This window comes from Pseudomonas sp. SWRI179 (genome assembly GCF_014268705.1).
Lineage (GTDB): Bacteria > Pseudomonadota > Gammaproteobacteria > Pseudomonadales > Pseudomonadaceae > Aquipseudomonas > Aquipseudomonas zanjanensis.
Genome location: NZ_JABWRA010000014.1, coordinates 1 through 17,646, shown reverse-complemented (window position 1 = coordinate 17,646; position 17,646 = coordinate 1). Strand labels below are relative to the sequence as shown.

11 protein-coding genes are annotated in these 17,646 nt (G+C 62.4%); 1 reads left to right on the top strand and 10 read right to left on the bottom strand.

Going from position 1 to position 17,646, the window contains the following annotated elements; translation table 11 throughout:
* Positions 1-167 precede the first annotated feature (167 nt).
* The 10 genes from HU767_RS10250 to HU767_RS10205 form a co-directional block, all read right to left on the bottom strand.
* Complete coding sequence (locus HU767_RS10250) at positions 168-1,586, bottom strand: FAD-dependent oxidoreductase (RefSeq protein ID WP_003196992.1); 1,419 nt, start codon at positions 1,584-1,586, stop codon at positions 168-170.
* A gap of 33 nt (positions 1,587-1,619) precedes the next feature.
* Positions 1,620-6,068, bottom strand: a complete 4,449-nt coding sequence (gltB, locus tag HU767_RS10245) for a glutamate synthase large subunit (RefSeq protein ID WP_186729457.1) — start codon at positions 6,066-6,068, stop codon at positions 1,620-1,622.
* A gap of 350 nt (positions 6,069-6,418) precedes the next feature.
* Entirely contained in the window at positions 6,419-8,008 is a 1,590-nt protein-coding gene (locus HU767_RS10240) for an AAA family ATPase (protein WP_186729456.1), read from the bottom strand.
* A gap of 10 nt (positions 8,009-8,018) precedes the next feature.
* Positions 8,019-9,119 (bottom strand): 3-dehydroquinate synthase, encoded by a 1,101-nt coding sequence (gene aroB, locus HU767_RS10235; RefSeq protein WP_186706081.1) that lies wholly within the window; start codon positions 9,117-9,119, stop codon positions 8,019-8,021.
* A 148-nt stretch (positions 9,120-9,267) separates the two neighbouring features.
* A complete protein-coding gene (aroK, locus tag HU767_RS10230) occupies positions 9,268-9,786 on the bottom strand; it encodes a shikimate kinase AroK (protein ID WP_060739556.1) in 519 nt (172 codons plus the stop codon).
* 4 nt (positions 9,787-9,790) lie between these two features.
* Positions 9,791-11,878, bottom strand: coding sequence for a type IV pilus secretin PilQ (gene pilQ / locus HU767_RS10225; protein ID WP_186706082.1), 2,088 nt, complete (start codon positions 11,876-11,878; stop codon positions 9,791-9,793).
* 13 nt (positions 11,879-11,891) lie between these two features.
* A complete protein-coding gene (locus HU767_RS10220; RefSeq protein ID WP_272972270.1) occupies positions 11,892-12,422 on the bottom strand; it encodes a pilus assembly protein PilP in 531 nt (176 codons plus the stop codon).
* Positions 12,419-13,042, bottom strand: a complete 624-nt coding sequence (gene pilO / locus HU767_RS10215; protein WP_186706083.1) for a type 4a pilus biogenesis protein PilO — start codon at positions 13,040-13,042, stop codon at positions 12,419-12,421. The genes HU767_RS10220 and pilO overlap by 4 nt, the downstream gene beginning before the upstream one ends.
* Positions 13,039-13,605 carry a PilN domain-containing protein gene (locus tag HU767_RS10210; RefSeq protein ID WP_186706084.1) on the bottom strand — a complete coding sequence of 189 codons (567 nt, stop codon included), beginning with the start codon at positions 13,603-13,605 and terminating at the stop codon, positions 13,039-13,041. The genes pilO and HU767_RS10210 overlap by 4 nt, the downstream gene beginning before the upstream one ends.
* On the bottom strand, positions 13,605-14,669 hold the full coding sequence (locus tag HU767_RS10205; RefSeq protein WP_186706085.1) for a pilus assembly protein PilM: 1,065 nt from the start codon (positions 14,667-14,669) through the stop codon (positions 13,605-13,607). The genes HU767_RS10210 and HU767_RS10205 overlap by 1 nt, the downstream gene beginning before the upstream one ends.
* 205 nt (positions 14,670-14,874) lie before the next feature.
* On the opposite strand from HU767_RS10205, the gene HU767_RS10200 reads away from it, so the two are divergent.
* The gene (locus tag HU767_RS10200; protein ID WP_186729455.1) at positions 14,875-17,322 is read left to right on the top strand and encodes a penicillin-binding protein 1A; all 2,448 of its coding nucleotides are present in this window, start codon (positions 14,875-14,877) and stop codon (positions 17,320-17,322) included.
* Positions 17,323-17,646: the final 324 nt, after the last annotated feature.

The window sequence follows — 17,646 nt, the reverse complement described above, 5'->3', positions numbered from 1 at the left end:
CAATTTGTCGCAAGGAGTCCACTGAGTTCAGCAGTATCCGGAATCAATGTGGGAGCGAGCCTGCTCGCGAAGAGGCCGGCAAATCCAACATCGAAGTTGGCTGACAGACCGCTTTCGCGAGCAGGCTCGCTCCCACAGGGTTACTGCATTTCAGGCTTGGAGACGGGTCAGACCTGCAAGTAATCCAGGATCCCTTCCGCCGCATTGCGGCCTTCGAAGATCGCCGTCACCACCAGGTCGGAACCGCGGACCATGTCGCCACCGGCGAAGATCTTCGGGTTGCTGGTCTGGTGTTTGTACTGGCCCTGTTCCGGTGCCACGACACGGCCCTGGCTGTCGGTCTGGATGCTGAACTGCTCGAACCACGGCGCCGGGCTCGGGCGGAAACCGAAAGCGATGACCACGGCGTCGGCCGGGATGATCTCTTCGGAGCCCGGGATCGGCTCGGGGCTACGGCGGCCACGGGCGTCCGGCTCGCCGAGACGGGTCTCGACCACCTTCACGCCTTCGACCTTGTCTTCACCGACAATGGCGATCGGCTGGCGGTTGTAGAGGAACTTCACACCTTCTTCCTTGGCGTTCTTCACCTCTTTACGCGAGCCGGGCATGTTCGCTTCGTCGCGACGGTACGCGCAGGTCACCGACTTGGCACCCTGGCGAATCGACGTGCGATTGCAGTCCATCGCCGTGTCGCCACCGCCGAGCACCACGACCTTCTTGCCCTTCATGTCGACGAAGTCTTCCGGCGACTTTTCGAAGCCCAGGTTGCGGTTGACGTTGGCGATCAGGAAGTCCAGCGCGTCGTAGACGCCCGGCAGGTCCTCACCGGCAAAGCCGCCCTTCATGTAGGTGTAGGTGCCCATGCCCATGAAAACCGCATCGTATTCTTCGAGCAGTTGTTCCATGGTCACGTCCTTACCCACCTCGGTGTTCAGGCGGAACTCGATGCCCATGCCGGTGAAGACTTCGCGGCGATTGCTCAGCACGGTCTTTTCCAGCTTGAACTCGGGAATGCCGAAGGTCAGCAGACCGCCGATTTCCGGGTTCTTGTCGAACACCACCGGGGTCACGCCACCGCGTACCAATACGTCGGCACAGCCCAGGCCCGCCGGGCCCGCGCCGATGATCGCCACGCGCTTGCCGGTCGGCTTGACCTTGGACATGTCCGGGCGCCAGCCCATGGCGAACGCGGTGTCGGTGATGTATTTCTCCACCGAACCGATGGTCACCGCGCCAAAACCGTCGTTGAGGGTGCACGCACCTTCGCACAGGCGATCCTGCGGGCACACCCGGCCACAGACTTCCGGCAGGGTATTGGTCTGGTGGGACAATTCGGCGGCCTGGAGGATGTTGCCCTCGGCCACCAGTTTCAACCAGTTGGGAATGAAGTTGTGCACCGGGCACTTCCATTCGCAGTACGGGTTACCGCAACCCAGGCAGCGGTGAGCCTGGTCGGCCGACTGCTGGGGTTTGAAAGGCTCGTAGATCTCCACGAACTCTTTCTTGCGTTGACGCAACAGTTTCTTCTTCGGATCCTTGCGCCCGACATCGATGAACTGGAAGTCGTTATTCAGACGTTCAGCCATTGTTAAAACCTCATCAAACTCTTCAGGCGCATATCACTGCGGGTTGGCACGAGTGCTGGAAAGCAACGATTTCAGGTTGGCAGCCTTTGGCTTGACCAGCCAGAAACGGCGCAAGTAGTCATCGAGGTTCTCGGCGAGCTCACGACCCCACTCGCTGTCGGTTTCCGCGACGTACTCGTTCAGCACGTTTTGCAGATGGCTGCGGTAGGCCTCCATCGCCTCGCCGCTGATCCGCTGGATTTCCACCAGTTCGTGGTTGACCCGGTCAACGAAGGTGTTGTCCTGGTCGAGCACGTAGGCGAAACCGCCGGTCATGCCAGAGCCGAAGTTATAACCGGTCTTGCCCAGCACGCAGACAAAACCACCGGTCATGTACTCGCAGCAGTGATCGCCGGTGCCTTCCACCACGGTGTGGGCGCCGGAGTTACGCACGGCAAAACGCTCGCCCGCGGTGCCGGCGGCGAACAGCTTGCCGCCCGTGGCGCCGTAGAGGCAGGTGTTGCCGATGATTGCACTGTCCTGGGTCTTGTAGACGCTGCCCTTGGGCGGAACGATGACCAGCTTGCCGCCGGTCATGCCCTTGCCCACGTAGTCGTTGGCATCGCCTTCCAGGTACATGTTCAAGCCACCGGCGTTCCAGACGCCGAAGCTCTGGCCCGCGGTGCCCTTGAAGCGGAAGGTCACCGGTGCCTTGGCCATGCCTTGGTTGCCGTGCTTGCGCGCGATTTCGCCGGAGATCCGCGCACCGATGGAACGGTCGCAGTTGCAGATATCCAGTTCGAACTCGGCACCGCTCAGGTCGTTGATCGCCGCAGCGGCCATGTCGACCATCTTCTCGGCCAGCTCACCCTTGTCGAAGGGCGGGTTGCGATCAACCTGGCAGAACTGAGGCTTGTCTGCCGGAATCAGATCGCTGCCCAGCAACGGGGTCAGGTCCAGGTGATGCTGCTTGGCGGTCTGCCCCTCGATGATGTCCAGCAGATCGGTACGGCCGATCAGCTCTTCAAGGGAGCGCACGCCCAGTTTCGCCAACCACTCGCGGGTTTCCTCGGCCACGTAGGTGAAGAAATTCACCACCATGTCGACGGTGCCGATGTAGTGGTCCTTGCGCAGCTTGTCGTTCTGGGTCGCCACGCCGGTAGCGCAGTTGTTCAGGTGACAGATGCGCAGGTATTTGCAGCCCAGGGCGATCATCGGCGCGGTGCCGAAGCCGAAGCTCTCGGCGCCGAGGATGGCGGCCTTGATCACGTCCAGGCCAGTCTTCAGGCCACCGTCGGTCTGCACCCGGACCTTGCCGCGCAAGTCGTTGCCGCGCAGGGTCTGGTGGGTTTCGGCCAGGCCCAGTTCCCACGGCGCACCGGCGTACTTGATCGAGGTCAGCGGCGATGCACCGGTGCCGCCGTCGTAGCCGGAGATGGTGATCAGGTCGGCATAGGCCTTGGCCACGCCGGCGGCGATGGTGCCAACGCCCGCTTCCGCCACCAGTTTCACCGAGACCAGCGCCTTGGGGTTCACCTGCTTGAGGTCGAAAATCAGTTGCGACAAGTCTTCGATCGAGTAGATGTCGTGGTGCGGCGGTGGCGAGATCAGGGTCACGCCAGGAACCGCATAGCGCAGCTTGGCAATCAGGCCGTTGACCTTGCCGCCGGGCAGTTGGCCGCCTTCGCCGGGCTTGGCACCCTGGGCGACCTTGATCTGCAGCACTTCAGCGTTGACCAGGTATTCCGGGGTCACACCGAAGCGGCCGGTGGCCACCTGCTTGATTTTCGAACTCTTGATGGTGCCGTAGCGCGCCGGGTCTTCGCCGCCTTCACCGGAGTTGGAACGCGCACCGAGGCGGTTCATGGCTTCGGCCAGGGCTTCGTGGGCTTCCGGGGACAACGCACCGAGGGAAATACCGGCCGAATCGAAGCGCTTGAGCACCGATTCCAGCGGCTCCACTTCACTGATGTCCAGCGGCGTGTCGAGGGTCTTGACCTTGAGCAGGTCGCGGATCATCGACACCGGACGGTTGTCCACCAGCGAGGTGTATTCCTTGAACTTGCCGTAGTCGCCCTGTTGCACGGCGGCTTGCAAGGTGTTGACCACGTCCGGGTTGTAGGCGTGGTATTCGCCACCGTGAACGAACTTCAGCAAACCGCCCTGCTGGATCGGCTTGCGCGGGCTCCAGGCCTCGGCGGCCAGGGCTTTCTGTTCGGCTTCGATGTCGACGAAGCGCGCGCCCTTGATACGGCTCGGCACGCCACGGAAGCTCAGCTCGCAGACTTCCTCGGACAGGCCGATGGCCTCGAACAATTGCGCGCCACGGTACGAGGCGATGGTCGAGATGCCCATCTTCGACAGGATCTTGAGCAGGCCCTTGGTGATGCCCTTGCGGTAGTTCTTGAACACCTCGTAGAGGTCGCCCAGCACTTCACCGGTACGGATCAGGTCGCCCAGCACTTCATAAGCCAGGAACGGATACACCGCCGAAGCGCCGAAGCCGATCAGCACCGCGAAGTGATGCGGATCGCGTGCGGTAGCCGTTTCCACCAGGATGTTGGAATCGCAGCGCAGGCCTTTTTCGGTCAGGCGATGGTGCACCGCACCGGTGGCCAGCGAGGCGTGGATCGGCAGTTTGCCCGGGGCGATGTGACGGTCGGTCAGCACGATCTGGGTACGCCCGGCGCGCGCCGCTTCTTCAGCCTGGTCCGCAACGTTGCGGATCGCCGCTTCCAGGCCGATGTTCTCGTCGTAGTTCAGGTCGATGACCTGACGCTCGAAGCCGGGACGATCGAGGTTGGTCAGCGAGCGCCACTTGGCCGGGGAAATCACCGGCGAACTGAGGATCACCCGCGAGGCGTGTTCCGGCGACTCTTGGAAAATGTTGCGCTCGGCACCGAGGCAGATTTCCAGGGACATCACGATCGCCTCGCGCAGCGGGTCGATCGGTGGGTTGGTCACCTGGGCGAACTGCTGGCGGAAATAGTCGTACGGCGTGCGCACGCGTTGCGACAGCACGGCCATCGGCGTGTCGTCGCCCATGGAGCCGACCGCTTCGTAGCCCTGCTCGCCCAACGGACGCAGCACCTGGTCACGCTCTTCGAACGTCACCTGGTACATCTTCATGTACTGCTTGAGCTGGTCGACATCATAGAAAGCCGAACCGTGGTCGTTGTCTTCCATGGTCGCCTGGATGCGCAGGGCGTTCTTGCGCAGCCATTGCTTGTACGGATGACGGGACTTGAGGCGGTTGTCGATGGCATCGGTGTCGAGGATCTGGCCGGTCTCGGTGTCCACGGCAAAGATCTGGCCCGGACCTACGCGGCCCTTGGCGATGACGTCCTGGGGCTGGTAGTTCCAGACCCCGATTTCCGAGGCCAGGGTGATGAACCCGTTGGTGGTGGTGACCCAGCGCGCCGGACGCAAACCGTTACGGTCGAGCAAGCAGACGGCGTAGCGACCGTCGGTCATGACGATACCGGCCGGGCCGTCCCACGGCTCCATGTGCATGGAGTTGTATTCGTAGAAGGCGCGCAGGTCCGGGTCCATGGTCTCGACGTTCTGCCAGGCTGGCGGCACGAGCATGCGCACGCCACGGAACAGGTCGATGCCACCGGTCACCATCAGCTCCAGCATGTTGTCCATGCTCGAGGAGTCCGAACCCACGCGGTTGACCAGCGGGCCAAGCTCTTCGAGGTCCGGCATCAAATCGTTGGCGAACTTGGTGCGACGGGCCACGGCCCAGTTGCGGTTGCCGGTGATGGTATTGATCTCGCCGTTGTGGGCGAGGAAGCGGAATGGCTGGGCCAGCGGCCATTTCGGCAGGGTGTTGGTGGAGAAGCGCTGGTGGAACACGCAGATCGCGGTTTTCAGGCGCTCATCGCTGAGGTCTGGATAGAAGGCGGTGAGGTCCGCCGGCATCATCAGGCCTTTATAAATGATGGTCTTGTGGGAAAAGCTGCAGATGTAGTGATCGGTGTCGGCGGCATTGGCCACGGACGAACGACGACGGGAGCTGAACAGCTTGATCGACATGTCCTGGTCGCTCAGGCCTTCGCCAGCGATGAACACCTGCTCGATCTGCGGCAGGCGCTCGAGCGCCAAGCGGCCGAGGACGCTGGTGTCGATCGGCACTTTGCGCCAGCCAACCAGTTGCAGGCCGGCGGCCAGGATCTCGCGATTCATGTTTTCGCGAGCCGCCTCGGCCTTCACCGGGTCCTGGTTGAAGAACACCATGCCCACGGCGTACTGCTTGGGCAGGGTTACCCCAAACGTTTCCTGGGCTACGGCACGCAGGAACTCGTCGGGTTTTTGAATCAGCAAGCCACAACCGTCACCGGTCTTGCCGTCGGCGTTGATCCCACCGCGGTGGGTCATGCAGGTCAGGGCCTCAATGGCCGTTTGCAAAAGGGTATGACTGGGCTCGCCCTGCATATGGGCTATCAGGCCAAAACCGCAGTTATCCTTGAATTCATCTGGTTGGTACAGACCTGCTTTCATAGACACTTTCTCACCAGGCTGCCTCTTATCGAGACAAATTTCTTTTCAATTCAACCAGTTGCATGCCGCGCCGAACGTACGCCAGCTTTGCGGGGGCAAAAGGGAGGTCATTGTACACACCGACACAGGGGCTCACAAATTTGACGACGAACTGTCGCAAATCCATGTCGCATTTGTGAAAGGTTTAAAGCTATATGCTGTGCTAGTCAAAACTTTTTTGGGTTCGACCGCTACGACTCAAACGCTACTGTGACGCAGACACCACAAGGCGCGCGGCCTGAAAGGCCGCCCGCCCTTGCGGAAATTTTGAGGTTGCCGGGAGAGGCGGCCTGGGTAAGGCCGCCGAATCTTCAGCGAGTTGCTGCCAGTTCCTGTTGGACGCTGGCGACAGTGCGAGGCCAAGGTTTACCAGCCTGAACCTTCGCTGGCAAGGCCTTGATGGCGGAAACGGCTGCATCACGGTTGGCGAAGCTGCCGTAGGTGATGACATAGAGCGGCTTGCCGTTGAGCACTTTCTTGAAATAACGGTACTCGCCGCCCTGTTCCTTGACGAAGTTCTGCGCCGCGGTTTCGGAGCTTGTGCCGAGGATTTGCACCACGTAGTTGCCCGGTGCCTGGCCGGCGTACCAGCTACCGCCCGCGGCCTTGGCCGGGGCAGCGGCAGGCTTGGCCGCCGGTGCTGGCGCTGCCGGCTTGGCCGCAGGCGCTGGAACCGGTGCAGGCTTGGCGGTGGCGACCTGAGTGGGCGCTGGGGTCGGCTTGGCGGCTGGAGCTGGTGCAGGCGTCGTCGGCGCAGGACCGGCCGGTACGCCCGCAGGCGGCGCGGTGGTGGTCACGGTAGGTGGCACGTCGCTGGTGTCTTCGATCGGAGGCGGCGCACCGTCGTCACCCTCGGTGATTCCACCTGCGGCTTCCGCCAGGGGCCCACGCATGACCGGTTGCGAGTTGCCGACCAGCGGCAGCGGCATCGGCTGGGTGTTGCCGGCAAATTCCACCGCCGGCGCACCGCCGTTGGGTTGCGGTGTACCTTGGCCAAGGGGCAGTTGCGCCTGTTCGTTGGCAGGTGCGCCGGTGGTTGGCGCCTTGCTGCGACCCGGCATCAGCCAGGCGGCGGCAACTGCAACCACGACGACGGCGGAAATTGCCAATACGTGTTTCTTCGGCATGTTGAACCCCATACTTGGACGCTTCACCGCTGAGCGGCTGGCAATCATGACTTCGATGAGAGCATCGCGGGCAACCTGGTTGATGTTGCCAGGCCAACCGTCGGCGCTTTCGTGAATCTCAGAGATCTGATCGGCGGTGAAAAGTTCGATGCCCCGCCCCGCACCTTCAAGACGCTGGGCCAGGTATTCACGGGTTTCTTCCTCGGTGTAGGGCGCCAGTTCGATGACGTGGAAGCGCTCTTCCTCGAGGTTCAACTGGTCCAGGTCGGCGATCAGCGACGACTCGCCGAACAGGAACACATGAGGGCGACCCTCCGGCGCACCGGCCGCCAGGGCCAGCAGGGCTTCGAGGGCCGATTCGTCAAGTTGCTCGGCATCGTCCACCAGCAGATAGACTTCCTGCCCGGTCAGCGCCAGTTGCACGATCTGATCGAGAATGGCACCGACTTCAGCCTGGGCGACGTTCAGCGCCTGGGCCACCTGGCGCAACACGCCGGCGGCATCGCCGGCGCCACGGGCCGATACCACCACGCTTTGCACCGACTGTTTGTTGGTGCTGGCCACCAGGGCCTGGCGCAGCAAGGTCTTGCCGCTGCCCTGGGGACCGGTGACCACCAGGAGCAACTGGCTGTAGCGCGCCAGGTGATGCAACTGGCCCAGCACCGGCTTGCGCTGGGCGGGGAAGAACTTGAAGCCCGGGACCCGTGGGGCAAAAGGGTCATGACTCAATTGGAAATGGCCGAGGAAAGCCTCGTCGGCATGCAAACTAGTCATCGCAGTCTTATTAACCTTTAAGCTGAGCCAGGGCGCGGTAGTCCGCTCCCAGCGTGGCCTGTAGAACTTCTTTCGGATAATCGTCGGTCACCACCGCTTCGCCCATGTGGCGCAGCAGCACCAGGCGCAGACGACCGTCGATCACTTTTTTGTCGATTGCCATGTGTTGAAGAAAATCCGCCTCGCTCATTTCCTCGGGCGGAACCACCGGCAGCCCGGCGCGCTGGAACAGACGAATACCGCGATCGCGCTCCTGCTCGCTGATCCAGCCCAGGCGCGCGGACATCTCCAGGGCCATGACCGTACCGGCCGCAACCGCTTCACCGTGCAGCCAGACACCATAGCCCATGTGGGTTTCGATGGCATGGCCAAAGGTGTGCCCCAGGTTGAGCGTGGCGCGCACCCCGGACTCACGCTCATCGGCACCGACCACGGCGGCCTTGGCGGCGCAGGAGCGCTCGATGGCGTAGGTCAGCGCCGCTTGATCCAACGCACGCAGGCGGTCGACGTTCTCTTCGAGCCAGCCCAGGAACGGTTCGTCGCAGATCAGCCCGTACTTGATGACTTCCGCCAGCCCCGCAGACAGCTCGCGAGCCGGCAAGGTATTGAGGGTGGCGGTGTCGATCAGCACCACGTTGGGCTGATAGAACGCACCGACCATGTTCTTGCCCAGCGGATGGTTGATTCCGGTCTTGCCGCCCACCGACGAGTCGACCTGCGACAACAGCGTAGTGGGGATCTGGATGAAATCGACACCACGCTGGTAGCAGGCGGCGGCAAAACCGGCCATGTCGCCGATCACACCGCCGCCCAGGGCAATCACCGTGGTACGGCGATCGTGCCGTGCGGTCAGCAGGCCGTCGAAAATCAGTTGCAGGGTTTCCCAATTCTTGAAGGCTTCGCCGTCGGGCAATACCACGGAAATCACCGAAAAGGCCGACAGGCTGCGGGTCAGACGCTCCAGATACAGAGGCGCGACGGTTTCATTGGAAATGATCGCCACTTGCCGCCCGGCGATATGCGGCGCCAGCAGTTCGGGCTGGTCCAACAAGCCTTCGCCAATATGAATCGGGTAGCTGCGCTCGCCCAGGTCGACCTTAAGTGTCTGCATGTGTCCCCACAGTGAAGATGGAATCAGGCGTCCTGCCTGCAATTAACGAAAGTCCACGGTGCTTGTCCTGACGCCAGTTAATGGCCATACGCCACGCCCCAGACGGGCCAAAACGGGACGTCGAGGATAGCGCATTTCGCCAGGCGCATTAACGGGGCGGAAGTTGCTGAAGGCGATCGAGAATGTCCAGCACCACCATCCGCGGCGGCCGCTCATCGGTTTCCACCACCAGGTCGGCGATTTCCCGATACAGCGGATCACGCAGCTCCAGCAGGTCGCGCAGGGTCTTGGCCGGGTCAGCGGTGCGCAACAGCGGCCGGTTGCGGTCCCGGGCGGTGCGGCCGACCTGCTGCTCGACAGAGGCGTGCAAATAGACCACTCGTCCGCCGGCATGCAGCGCCCGACGATTGGCTTCGCGCATCACCGCACCACCGCCGGTGGCCAACACCACGCCCTCGAACGCGCACAGCTCGGCAATCATCGCCTGCTCACGGTCACGAAAGCCCGGCTCGCCTTCCTTATCGAAGATCCATGGGATATTGGCACCCGTGCGCAATTCAATTTCCTTGTCGGAATCTTTGAACGGCAGGCGCAGCTCTTTGGCCAGCAAACGGCCGATGGTGCTTTTTCCAGCGCCCATCGGCCCAACAAGAATCAAATTTCGCACAGAATCAACGACTCACAGCAATCGCCTGGTTATTCATGATACGCGGAGTGAGGAACACCAGCAGCTCGGATTTTTTCTCCGAAACCACATCACGCCGGAAAAGGCGGCCAAGATACGGCACATCGCCAAGAAATGGCACCTTATCTACGACCTTGCTCTGAGTATTTGAGAAAACCCCGCCAATCACAATGGTCTCGCCATCATTGACCAAGACCTTGGCGTTGACTTCGTTTTTCTTGATCGGCGGCACATCCTGCACCTTGTTCAGGTAGTCCGGCTCATCCTTGGTGACCTTGACCTCCATGATGATGCGGTTGTCCGGGGTGATTTGCGGGGTCACTTCCAGGGACAGCGAGGCCTCCTTGAACGACACCGAGGTGGCACCGCTGGAGCTGGCTTCCTGATAAGGAATCTCCGTGCCCTTGAGGATCTTGGCCGTCTCCTTGTCGGACGTCACCACCTTGGGCTGGGAGACGATTTCCCCGTTACCGGTTTTCTCCATGGCCGTCAGCTCAAGGTCCAGCAATACGTTGTCGGTGATGAACGCAATGCCGATCCCCGAAGTATTGCCCGAGGCGCCCAGGTCCACGAACGGCTGATTGGTGCCGGTACTGCCCGGCGTGCCAATGGTCGTGGAGGTGCCGGTGGTCACCCCCGAGGAGTTCCAGTTGCCCTTGTTCTGGATCGAACCGCCCCAGCGCACGCCCAGGCTTTTGTCGTAGTCGACGTTGGCCTCGACAATTCGCGCCTCGATCATCACCTGGCGTACCGGAATATCCAGCTGCGCCACGATCCGGCGCAGTTCGTCGAGCCGGTCCTGGGTCTGGTAGGCAATGATGTTGTTGGTGCGCTCATCCACCGTGATCGTGCCGCGCTCATCGGCTTTCGCCTCGGCGCTGGTCACCGACTGGAACAGCTTGGCGATGTCCGCCGCCTTCGCATAGTTGACCTGCAGCAGCTCACGCCGCAGTGGCGCCAGGTCGGCAATCTGCTTTTGCGACTCCAGCTCCTGGCGCTCCCGCGCCGCGATTTCATCGGCCGGGGCCACCAGCAGCACGTTGCCGACCTTGCGCTTGTCCAACCCCTTGGTCTTGAGCACCAGGTCCAGCGCCTGGTCCCACGGCACATTTTGCAGCCGCAGGGTGATGCCACCCTGCACCGTGTCACTGGCCACCAGGTTCAGGTTGGTAAAGTCGGCAATCAATTGCAGGACCGAACGCACCTCGATGTCCTGGAAGTTGAGCGAGAGTTTTTCGCCGCTGTAGGCAGCGCGGTCGGCGTTGCGTTTTTGCAGGTCGTCGACGGTCATGGGCCGGACGCTGACGGTGAGCTTGTTGTCGGTCTGGTAGGTCGAGTAGTCGAAGGTGCCGCTGGGCTCGATGCTGATGGTCGCTCGGTCGCTACCGGCGCTGGCATTGACGAATTGCACCGGGGTGGCGAAGTCCTTGACGTCCAGGCGCACCCGCAGCGGCTCGGGCAATTGGGTCTTGGCGAAATTGAGAATGATCTTGCCTTCGCGCTCCTGGATGTCCGGGGCGATGGACGGATCGGACAAATCGATCACCACGTTGCCTTCGCCCTGGGTCCCGCGCTGGAAATCCACCCCACGGATCGCCTTGCCCACCGGCGCACTGCTCCTGGCAGGCGCCGCGCTGGCAACCGCCGGGCGCGGAGCCTGGGCGGTACTGTTGCGGGCAGTGCTCTTCGGGGTGGCGCCCTTGCCGACCACCACGAACAGGTTATTGCCTTCGACCCGAGTGTCATACGGCGCCAGTTGGGTCAGGCCAATGATCAACCGGGTGCGATCCCCTGCCTCGACCACGGTGGCGCTACGCGCATTGCCCCCACCCAGGTCGCGGGTTCTACTGGCCAGTTGATTGGTCACGCCCGGCAGGTCCAGCGCAATCCGGGCCGGTTGTTCGGTGGTGTAGCCCCGCGGTGTCGGCGGCGGTCCGTCGAAGGTAAGTTTCAACTCGACACGGTCCCCCGGCAACGCCGCCACATCCAGCGTCTTCAGGCCGGCCCCAAGAACCATCGGCGATAACAGCGCTGTCCATAGCGAAATACCGAGGGCTGAAAAAAACCTGTTCATTGTTCGACTTCCACTATGAATGCTCTTTCAAAGGAATGGTCCGGGGTCGCTCCAGCCAGGCACCCTCGCCATCGGGAACGATTTCGACCACATCGACCTGGGTGGCGCTGATGGCGACGATCCGCCCGTCGTTGCGTCCCAGATAGTCACCGACCTTGAGCCGGTGCACCCCGCCCGCGCCCCGCAGGAGCGCGAAGGAGCCCGCGGCGTTGGAGATCGTACCGACCATTTCGAACTGTTCGATGTTGAAGCCTTCCAGGTACTGCTTGACCCGGTTGGGGTCGGGCCGGACGTTGCGCGAGCCGCGCTGCCGGTCGGCCTGGTCCACACGGACCTGCCGGGAAAACGGGCTGCGCAGGTTGGCGGCGCTGTAGGTAAAGGTCTCCTGGGGCCTGAACGTCGGCGTCGGCTCGATCTTGCCGGGCGGGCGCAGGCGCACTTCGTTCATGTAGGCGTCCAGGTCGCTGAACCCGCTGTCATTGTTGCAGCCCGCCAACACGACCAGGCCTGCCAGCAGACAGAGACGGCACACCATCGGCCTCATGGCTGCGCCTCCTGCTCGTTGTAGCGGTAGGTCTTGGCCTGGATGCTCATGCGCAGTTTCGTGCCAGCCTCGGGCTCCATCGGGGCGATCTCGAAATCATGCAGCGTGACGATCCGGGGCAGCCCCGCCACCCCACTGACGAACGTCGCCAGGTCGTGGTAGCCGCCGGTCACGGTGATCTGGATCGGCAGCTCGATATAGAAAGGCTGGGTGACTTCCGGCAGCAGCTTGATTTCCTCGAACTCCAGGCCGCTGCCCAACCCGGTGCGGGTAATGTCTTCCAGCAGGCCCGGCACCTCGGTATCGCTGGGCAATTGCCGCAACAGCACACCAAAAGACGTTTCCATCTGTTTCATCTGCTCGGTGTAGCGTTCCAGGTTCGCGGCCATGTGGGCCTTGCCCGCGAATTGCGCCTTGAGCGTGTTCTCTTCCTCGCGCACCTGCTGCAATTGGTTTTCCAGGTCACTCAAGGCAAAGTTATAGCCCAGCCCCAGCACCAGGGCCACCAGCAGGATGCCGGCCAGCCATTTGATCGGTGCCGGCCAGGAGCCGATATTGTTGGTGTCCAGATCATTGATGTCGATCTTGCGCAGCGCGTCGAACCACTCCCCCGGCTTCATTCGGCGTCCTCCACTTCGACCGGGCGGGTCTGGCGAACCGTCAGCTGGAAAACGTTGGCCTGGTCGAGCTGGCCAGCGGTGGTCGCCTTCACCTCCGTCAAACTGGGCGCATCGAACAGGTCCGACGAGTCCAGGTTGCGCATCAGGTCCGAGACCCGGTTGTTCGATTCCGCAGCGCCCTTGATGAAGAGCGTCCGGTCTTCCATTTTCACTTCGGTGAAGTAAACGCCATCCGGCAGGGTCCGCACCAACTGGTCGAAGATGCGTCCGCTGACCGGTCGATTTCCTTGCAAGTCCTGGATGATGCGCATGCGCTCCAGCAATTGCTGGCGACGGGCTTTCAATTCGCTGATCTGCTTGATGCGCTCATCGAGCACGGCGATCTGGCCGGAGAGATGGCTGTTGCGAGCGACCTGGTGGTCGATGGCGTTGTCGATGTAGCGGACGGCGACCAGAATCACCCCGACCGCTCCGACCAGCGCGCCCACCAAGGCCAGCAGAAAGCGTTTGCGCCGTTCTTCGCGCAGCTCTTCGCGCCAGGGAAGCAGGTTGATCCGCGCCATCAGTCGAAACTCCTGAGGGCCAGCCCGCAAGCGATCATCAGCGCTGGCGCATCACTGGCCAGGGCACCGGCATTGACCTTGCTGCTCAGGGCCATGTTGGTGAACGGGTTGGCCACCTGGGTCGGCGTGCCCAGGCGTTGCTCGATCAGCCGGTCCAGGCCGGCGACGGAAGCCGTGCCCCCGGCCAGTAGGATGTGATCCACCGCGCTGTACTGGCCCGAGGCGAAGAAAAATTGCAGGGAGCGCGAAACCTGCTGCACCAAGGCCTCGCGAAAAGGTTGCAACACTTCGCCGAGATAATCGTCCGGCAGCCCACCCTGCTTCTTTGCCAGGCCCGCCTGCTCGGGTGTCAGGCCGTAGCGGCGCTGAATTTCCTCGGTCAACTGGCGGCCGCCGAACAGTTGTTCGCGGGTATAGATGATGCGCCCGTTGTGCAACACGCTGAGGGTGGTCATGGTGGCGCCGATGTCGATGACCGCCACGGTCAGCCGCTCCTGGGACGCGGCCAGTTGCGTGGCGAGCAGGCCAAACGCCCGTTCCAGCGCATACGCCTCCACATCTACCACCCGGGCCGTCAACCCGGCGAGCGCCAACGCCGCCTCGCGGACCTCGACGTTTTCCTTGCGACAGGCCGCCAGCAGTACTTCGACGCGTTCGGCGCTGCGGGGCGAAACGCCCATCACTTCGAAATCGATGGCCACCTCATCCAGCGGATAGGGGATGTATTGATCGGCCTCGATCTTGAGCTGGTTCTCCATCTCGTCGTCGGACAGGCCGGCGTCCATCTCGATGGTCTTGGTGATCACCGCCGAGCCCGCCACGGCCACCGCCACGCTGCGCAGGGGTGTCCGGGCCTTGGCCAGCAGCCGCGACAACGCCTGCCCCACCCCTTCGAGCTCGGCGATGTTCTTCTCGATCACGGCGTTGGCCGGCAAAGGTTCGACCGCGTAGGACTCGACGCGGTATCGCTCGCCCTGGCGACTCAACTCGAGCAGCTTCACCGACGTCGAACTGATGTCGATCCCCAGAAGCGCATGGGCTTTTTTATTGAAGAGTCGTAGCACTACCAATTCCCTATGACTATCCGTGAGTTACGGACTCTCTAATATGCATTGCGTTCAATCACGGCCGTCCGACGGACGTCCGGATGGCATGCCTGACGAAAAAAAATGCTTATAATGCCCAGCGTTTTTTTTCGCTTTGTTGCAAGCACGGGTCCATCCCTGCACCTGGCGCCTTTTTCATTCTTTGCCTGGATATCCAAAAGCCTTGATTCGTCTGCTGAAATTTTTCGGATGGTCCATCGTCGCCGTTTTCTGCGGACTGCTCTTGGGCCTGAGCGGTGCTTTTCTTTACCTTAGTCCGGGTTTGCCGTCCGTGGAGGCGCTGAGAAGTATTCAGTTGCAGATTCCTTTGCGGGTGTACAGCAGCGACAACAAGTTGATCGCCGAATTTGGCGAAATGCGCCGCACACCGATCCGTTTCGCCGACATTCCCCCCAATTTCATCAATGCGTTACTAAGTGCTGAAGACGATAACTTCGCCAACCACTACGGCGTCGATCCTGGCAGCCTGATGCGCGCGGCCAGCCAGTTGGTCAAGAGCGGGCACATCCAGTCCGGCGGCAGCACCATCACCATGCAAGTGGCCAAGAACTTTTTCCTGACCAGCGAGCGCAGCTTTTCGCGCAAGACCACCGAGATCCTCCTGGCCCTGCAGATCGAACGGCAACTGACCAAGGATGAAATCCTCGAGCTGTACGTGAACAAGATTTACCTGGGCAACCGCGCCTACGGCATCGAGGCGGCGGCGCAGGTGTATTACGGCAAGTCGATCCGCGATGTGAGCCTGGCGCAGATGGCGATGATCGCCGGCCTGCCCAAGGCCCCGTCGCGCTTCAACCCGCTGGCCAACCCGACGCGCAGCAAGGAGCGACGCGACTGGATCCTGGGACGCATGTACAAGCTCGGCAAGATCACCGAGGCCGACTACACCGCCGCGATCAATGAGCCGCTGAACGCCAGCTATCACGTGCCGACGCCGGAAGTGAACGCCCCGTACATTGCCGAGATGGCCCGTGCCGAGATGGTCGGGCGTTATGGCAGCGACGCCTACACCGAAGGTTTTCGCGTGACCACCACGGTGCCGAGCAACTTGCAGGAAATGGCCAACACCGCGCTGCACGAGGGCCTGATGACCTACGACCAGCGCCACGGCTACCGTGGCCCTGAATCGCGCCTGCCGGGCAAGACCAAGGAAGCCTGGGCCCTGGAACTGACCAAGCAACGCACCATCAGCAGCCTGGAGCCAGCGATCGTCACCTCGGTGGACAAGGACGGCATCAAGGTGCTGACCCGCAATGGCGAGCAGGAAGAACACGTAGCCTGGGACACCATGAAATGGGCCCGCCCATTCCTCAACACCAACAGCATGGGCGCCAACCCACGGCAACCGTCGGACGTGGCCCAGGTCGGCGACCTGGTCCGCGTCCAGCGCCAGGCGGACAATACGCTCAAGTTCAGCCAGATCCCGGCCGCCCAGGGCGCGCTGGTGTCCCTCGACCCACAGAACGGCGCGATCCGCTCGCTGGTGGGTGGCTTCGCCTTCGAGCAAAGCAATTACAACCGCGCCTTGCAGGCCAAGCGCCAGCCAGGCTCGAGCTTCAAGCCGTTTGTCTACAGCGCCGCCCTGGATAACGGCTATACCGCCGCCAGCCTGGTGAACGATGCGCCGATCGTGTTCGTCGATGAATACCTGGACAAGGTCTGGCGACCGAAGAACGACACCAATACCTTCCTCGGACCGATTCGCCTGCGCGAGGCGCTGTACAAATCTCGCAACCTGGTCTCGATCCGCTTGCTGCAAGCGCTGGGCGTGGACCGCACCATCGACTACATCAGCAAGTTCGGCTTCAACAAGCAGGACCTGCCGCGCAACCTGTCCCTGGCCTTGGGCACCGCGACCTTGACGCCGATGGAAATCGCCATGGGCTGGAGCACGTTCGCCAACGGCGGCTACAAGATCACCCCGTACATCATCGACAAGATCGAAAGTCGCAATGGCGAGACACTGTTTGTTGCCAACCCGCCACGGGTCCCCACGGGCGAGCCGGCCAGCGATGGCGTCGCCGCACCGTCCACCGAGACGTTCACGGTCAATGCGACACCAGGCGAGGCCACCACGGCCCCAGGCCTGCCGCAAGCGCCCGCCATCGCGGAGCGCATTGTCGATGGCCGCACCACCTACATTCTCAACAGCATGCTGCAGGACGTTATCAAGCTCGGCACCGGCCGTCGCGCCCTGGCCCTGGGCCGCACTGACCTGGCGGGCAAGACCGGCACCACCAATGAATCCAAGGACGCCTGGTTTTCCGGCTACAACGCCGACTACGTGACCACCGTCTGGACCGGTTTCGACCAGCCTGAAAGCCTGGGCCGCCGCGAGTTCGGCGGCACCGTGGCGCTGCCGATCTGGATGAACTACATGGGTGCCGCCCTCAAGGACAAACCGCCGCACACCCAGCCGGAGCCGGAAGGCATCCTCAGCCTGCGGGTCGACCCGGTCAGCGGCCGTGCGGCCACGCCAGGCACCCCAGGGGCGTACTTCGAACTGTTCAAGAGCGAAGACACGCCACCGTCGGCCAACGAACTGGGCAACGGCGTCGCCCCGGGTAGCCCGCTGCCGGCGGACGAAGCGGCACCGATCGATCTGTTCTGACCCATCCACATCCCTGTGGGAGCCGAGCTTGCTCGCGATGGCGGCAGCCCAGGCAACCCCAAACCCGTGGCGAGGGAGCTCGCTCCCGCTGGCCTGCGCAGCAGGCCCTGCATGTTTATAGACCGACCGCATTGCCCGGTTTGCGACTGCTGCGCAGCCGAGCGGGAGCAAGCTCCCTCGCCACAGGGTTAGATTGAGGCTCGAGCGTTGGGCTGAGAGGCCTTGGGTGATTGAAGCTCGCTCCCACAGAGGGATTTGTGGCGGTCGCACAATCAACGTCCACCACCGAACCAATGTGGGAGCCGAGCTTGCTCGCGATGGCGG

Excerpts from the sequence above, each read along its gene's own strand:
- HU767_RS10210 (WP_186706084.1), bottom strand. The coding sequence starts at position 13,605 with ATGGCGCGGATCAACCTGCTTCCCTGGCGCGAAGAGCTGCGCGAAGAA.
- pilO (WP_186706083.1), bottom strand. The coding sequence starts at position 13,042 with ATGAAGCCGGGGGAGTGGTTCGACGCGCTGCGCAAGATCGACATCAAT.
- pilQ (WP_186706082.1), bottom strand. The coding sequence starts at position 11,878 with ATGAACAGGTTTTTTTCAGCCCTCGGTATTTCGCTATGGACAGCGCTG.
- HU767_RS10240 (WP_186729456.1), bottom strand. The coding sequence starts at position 8,008 with ATGACTAGTTTGCATGCCGACGAGGCTTTCCTCGGCCATTTCCAATTG.
- HU767_RS10220 (WP_272972270.1), bottom strand. The coding sequence starts at position 12,422 with ATGAGGCCGATGGTGTGCCGTCTCTGTCTGCTGGCAGGCCTGGTCGTG.
- gltB (WP_186729457.1), bottom strand. The coding sequence starts at position 6,068 with ATGAAAGCAGGTCTGTACCAACCAGATGAATTCAAGGATAACTGCGGT.
- HU767_RS10250 (WP_003196992.1), bottom strand. The coding sequence starts at position 1,586 with ATGGCTGAACGTCTGAATAACGACTTCCAGTTCATCGATGTCGGGCGC.
- aroB (WP_186706081.1), bottom strand. The coding sequence starts at position 9,119 with ATGCAGACACTTAAGGTCGACCTGGGCGAGCGCAGCTACCCGATTCAT.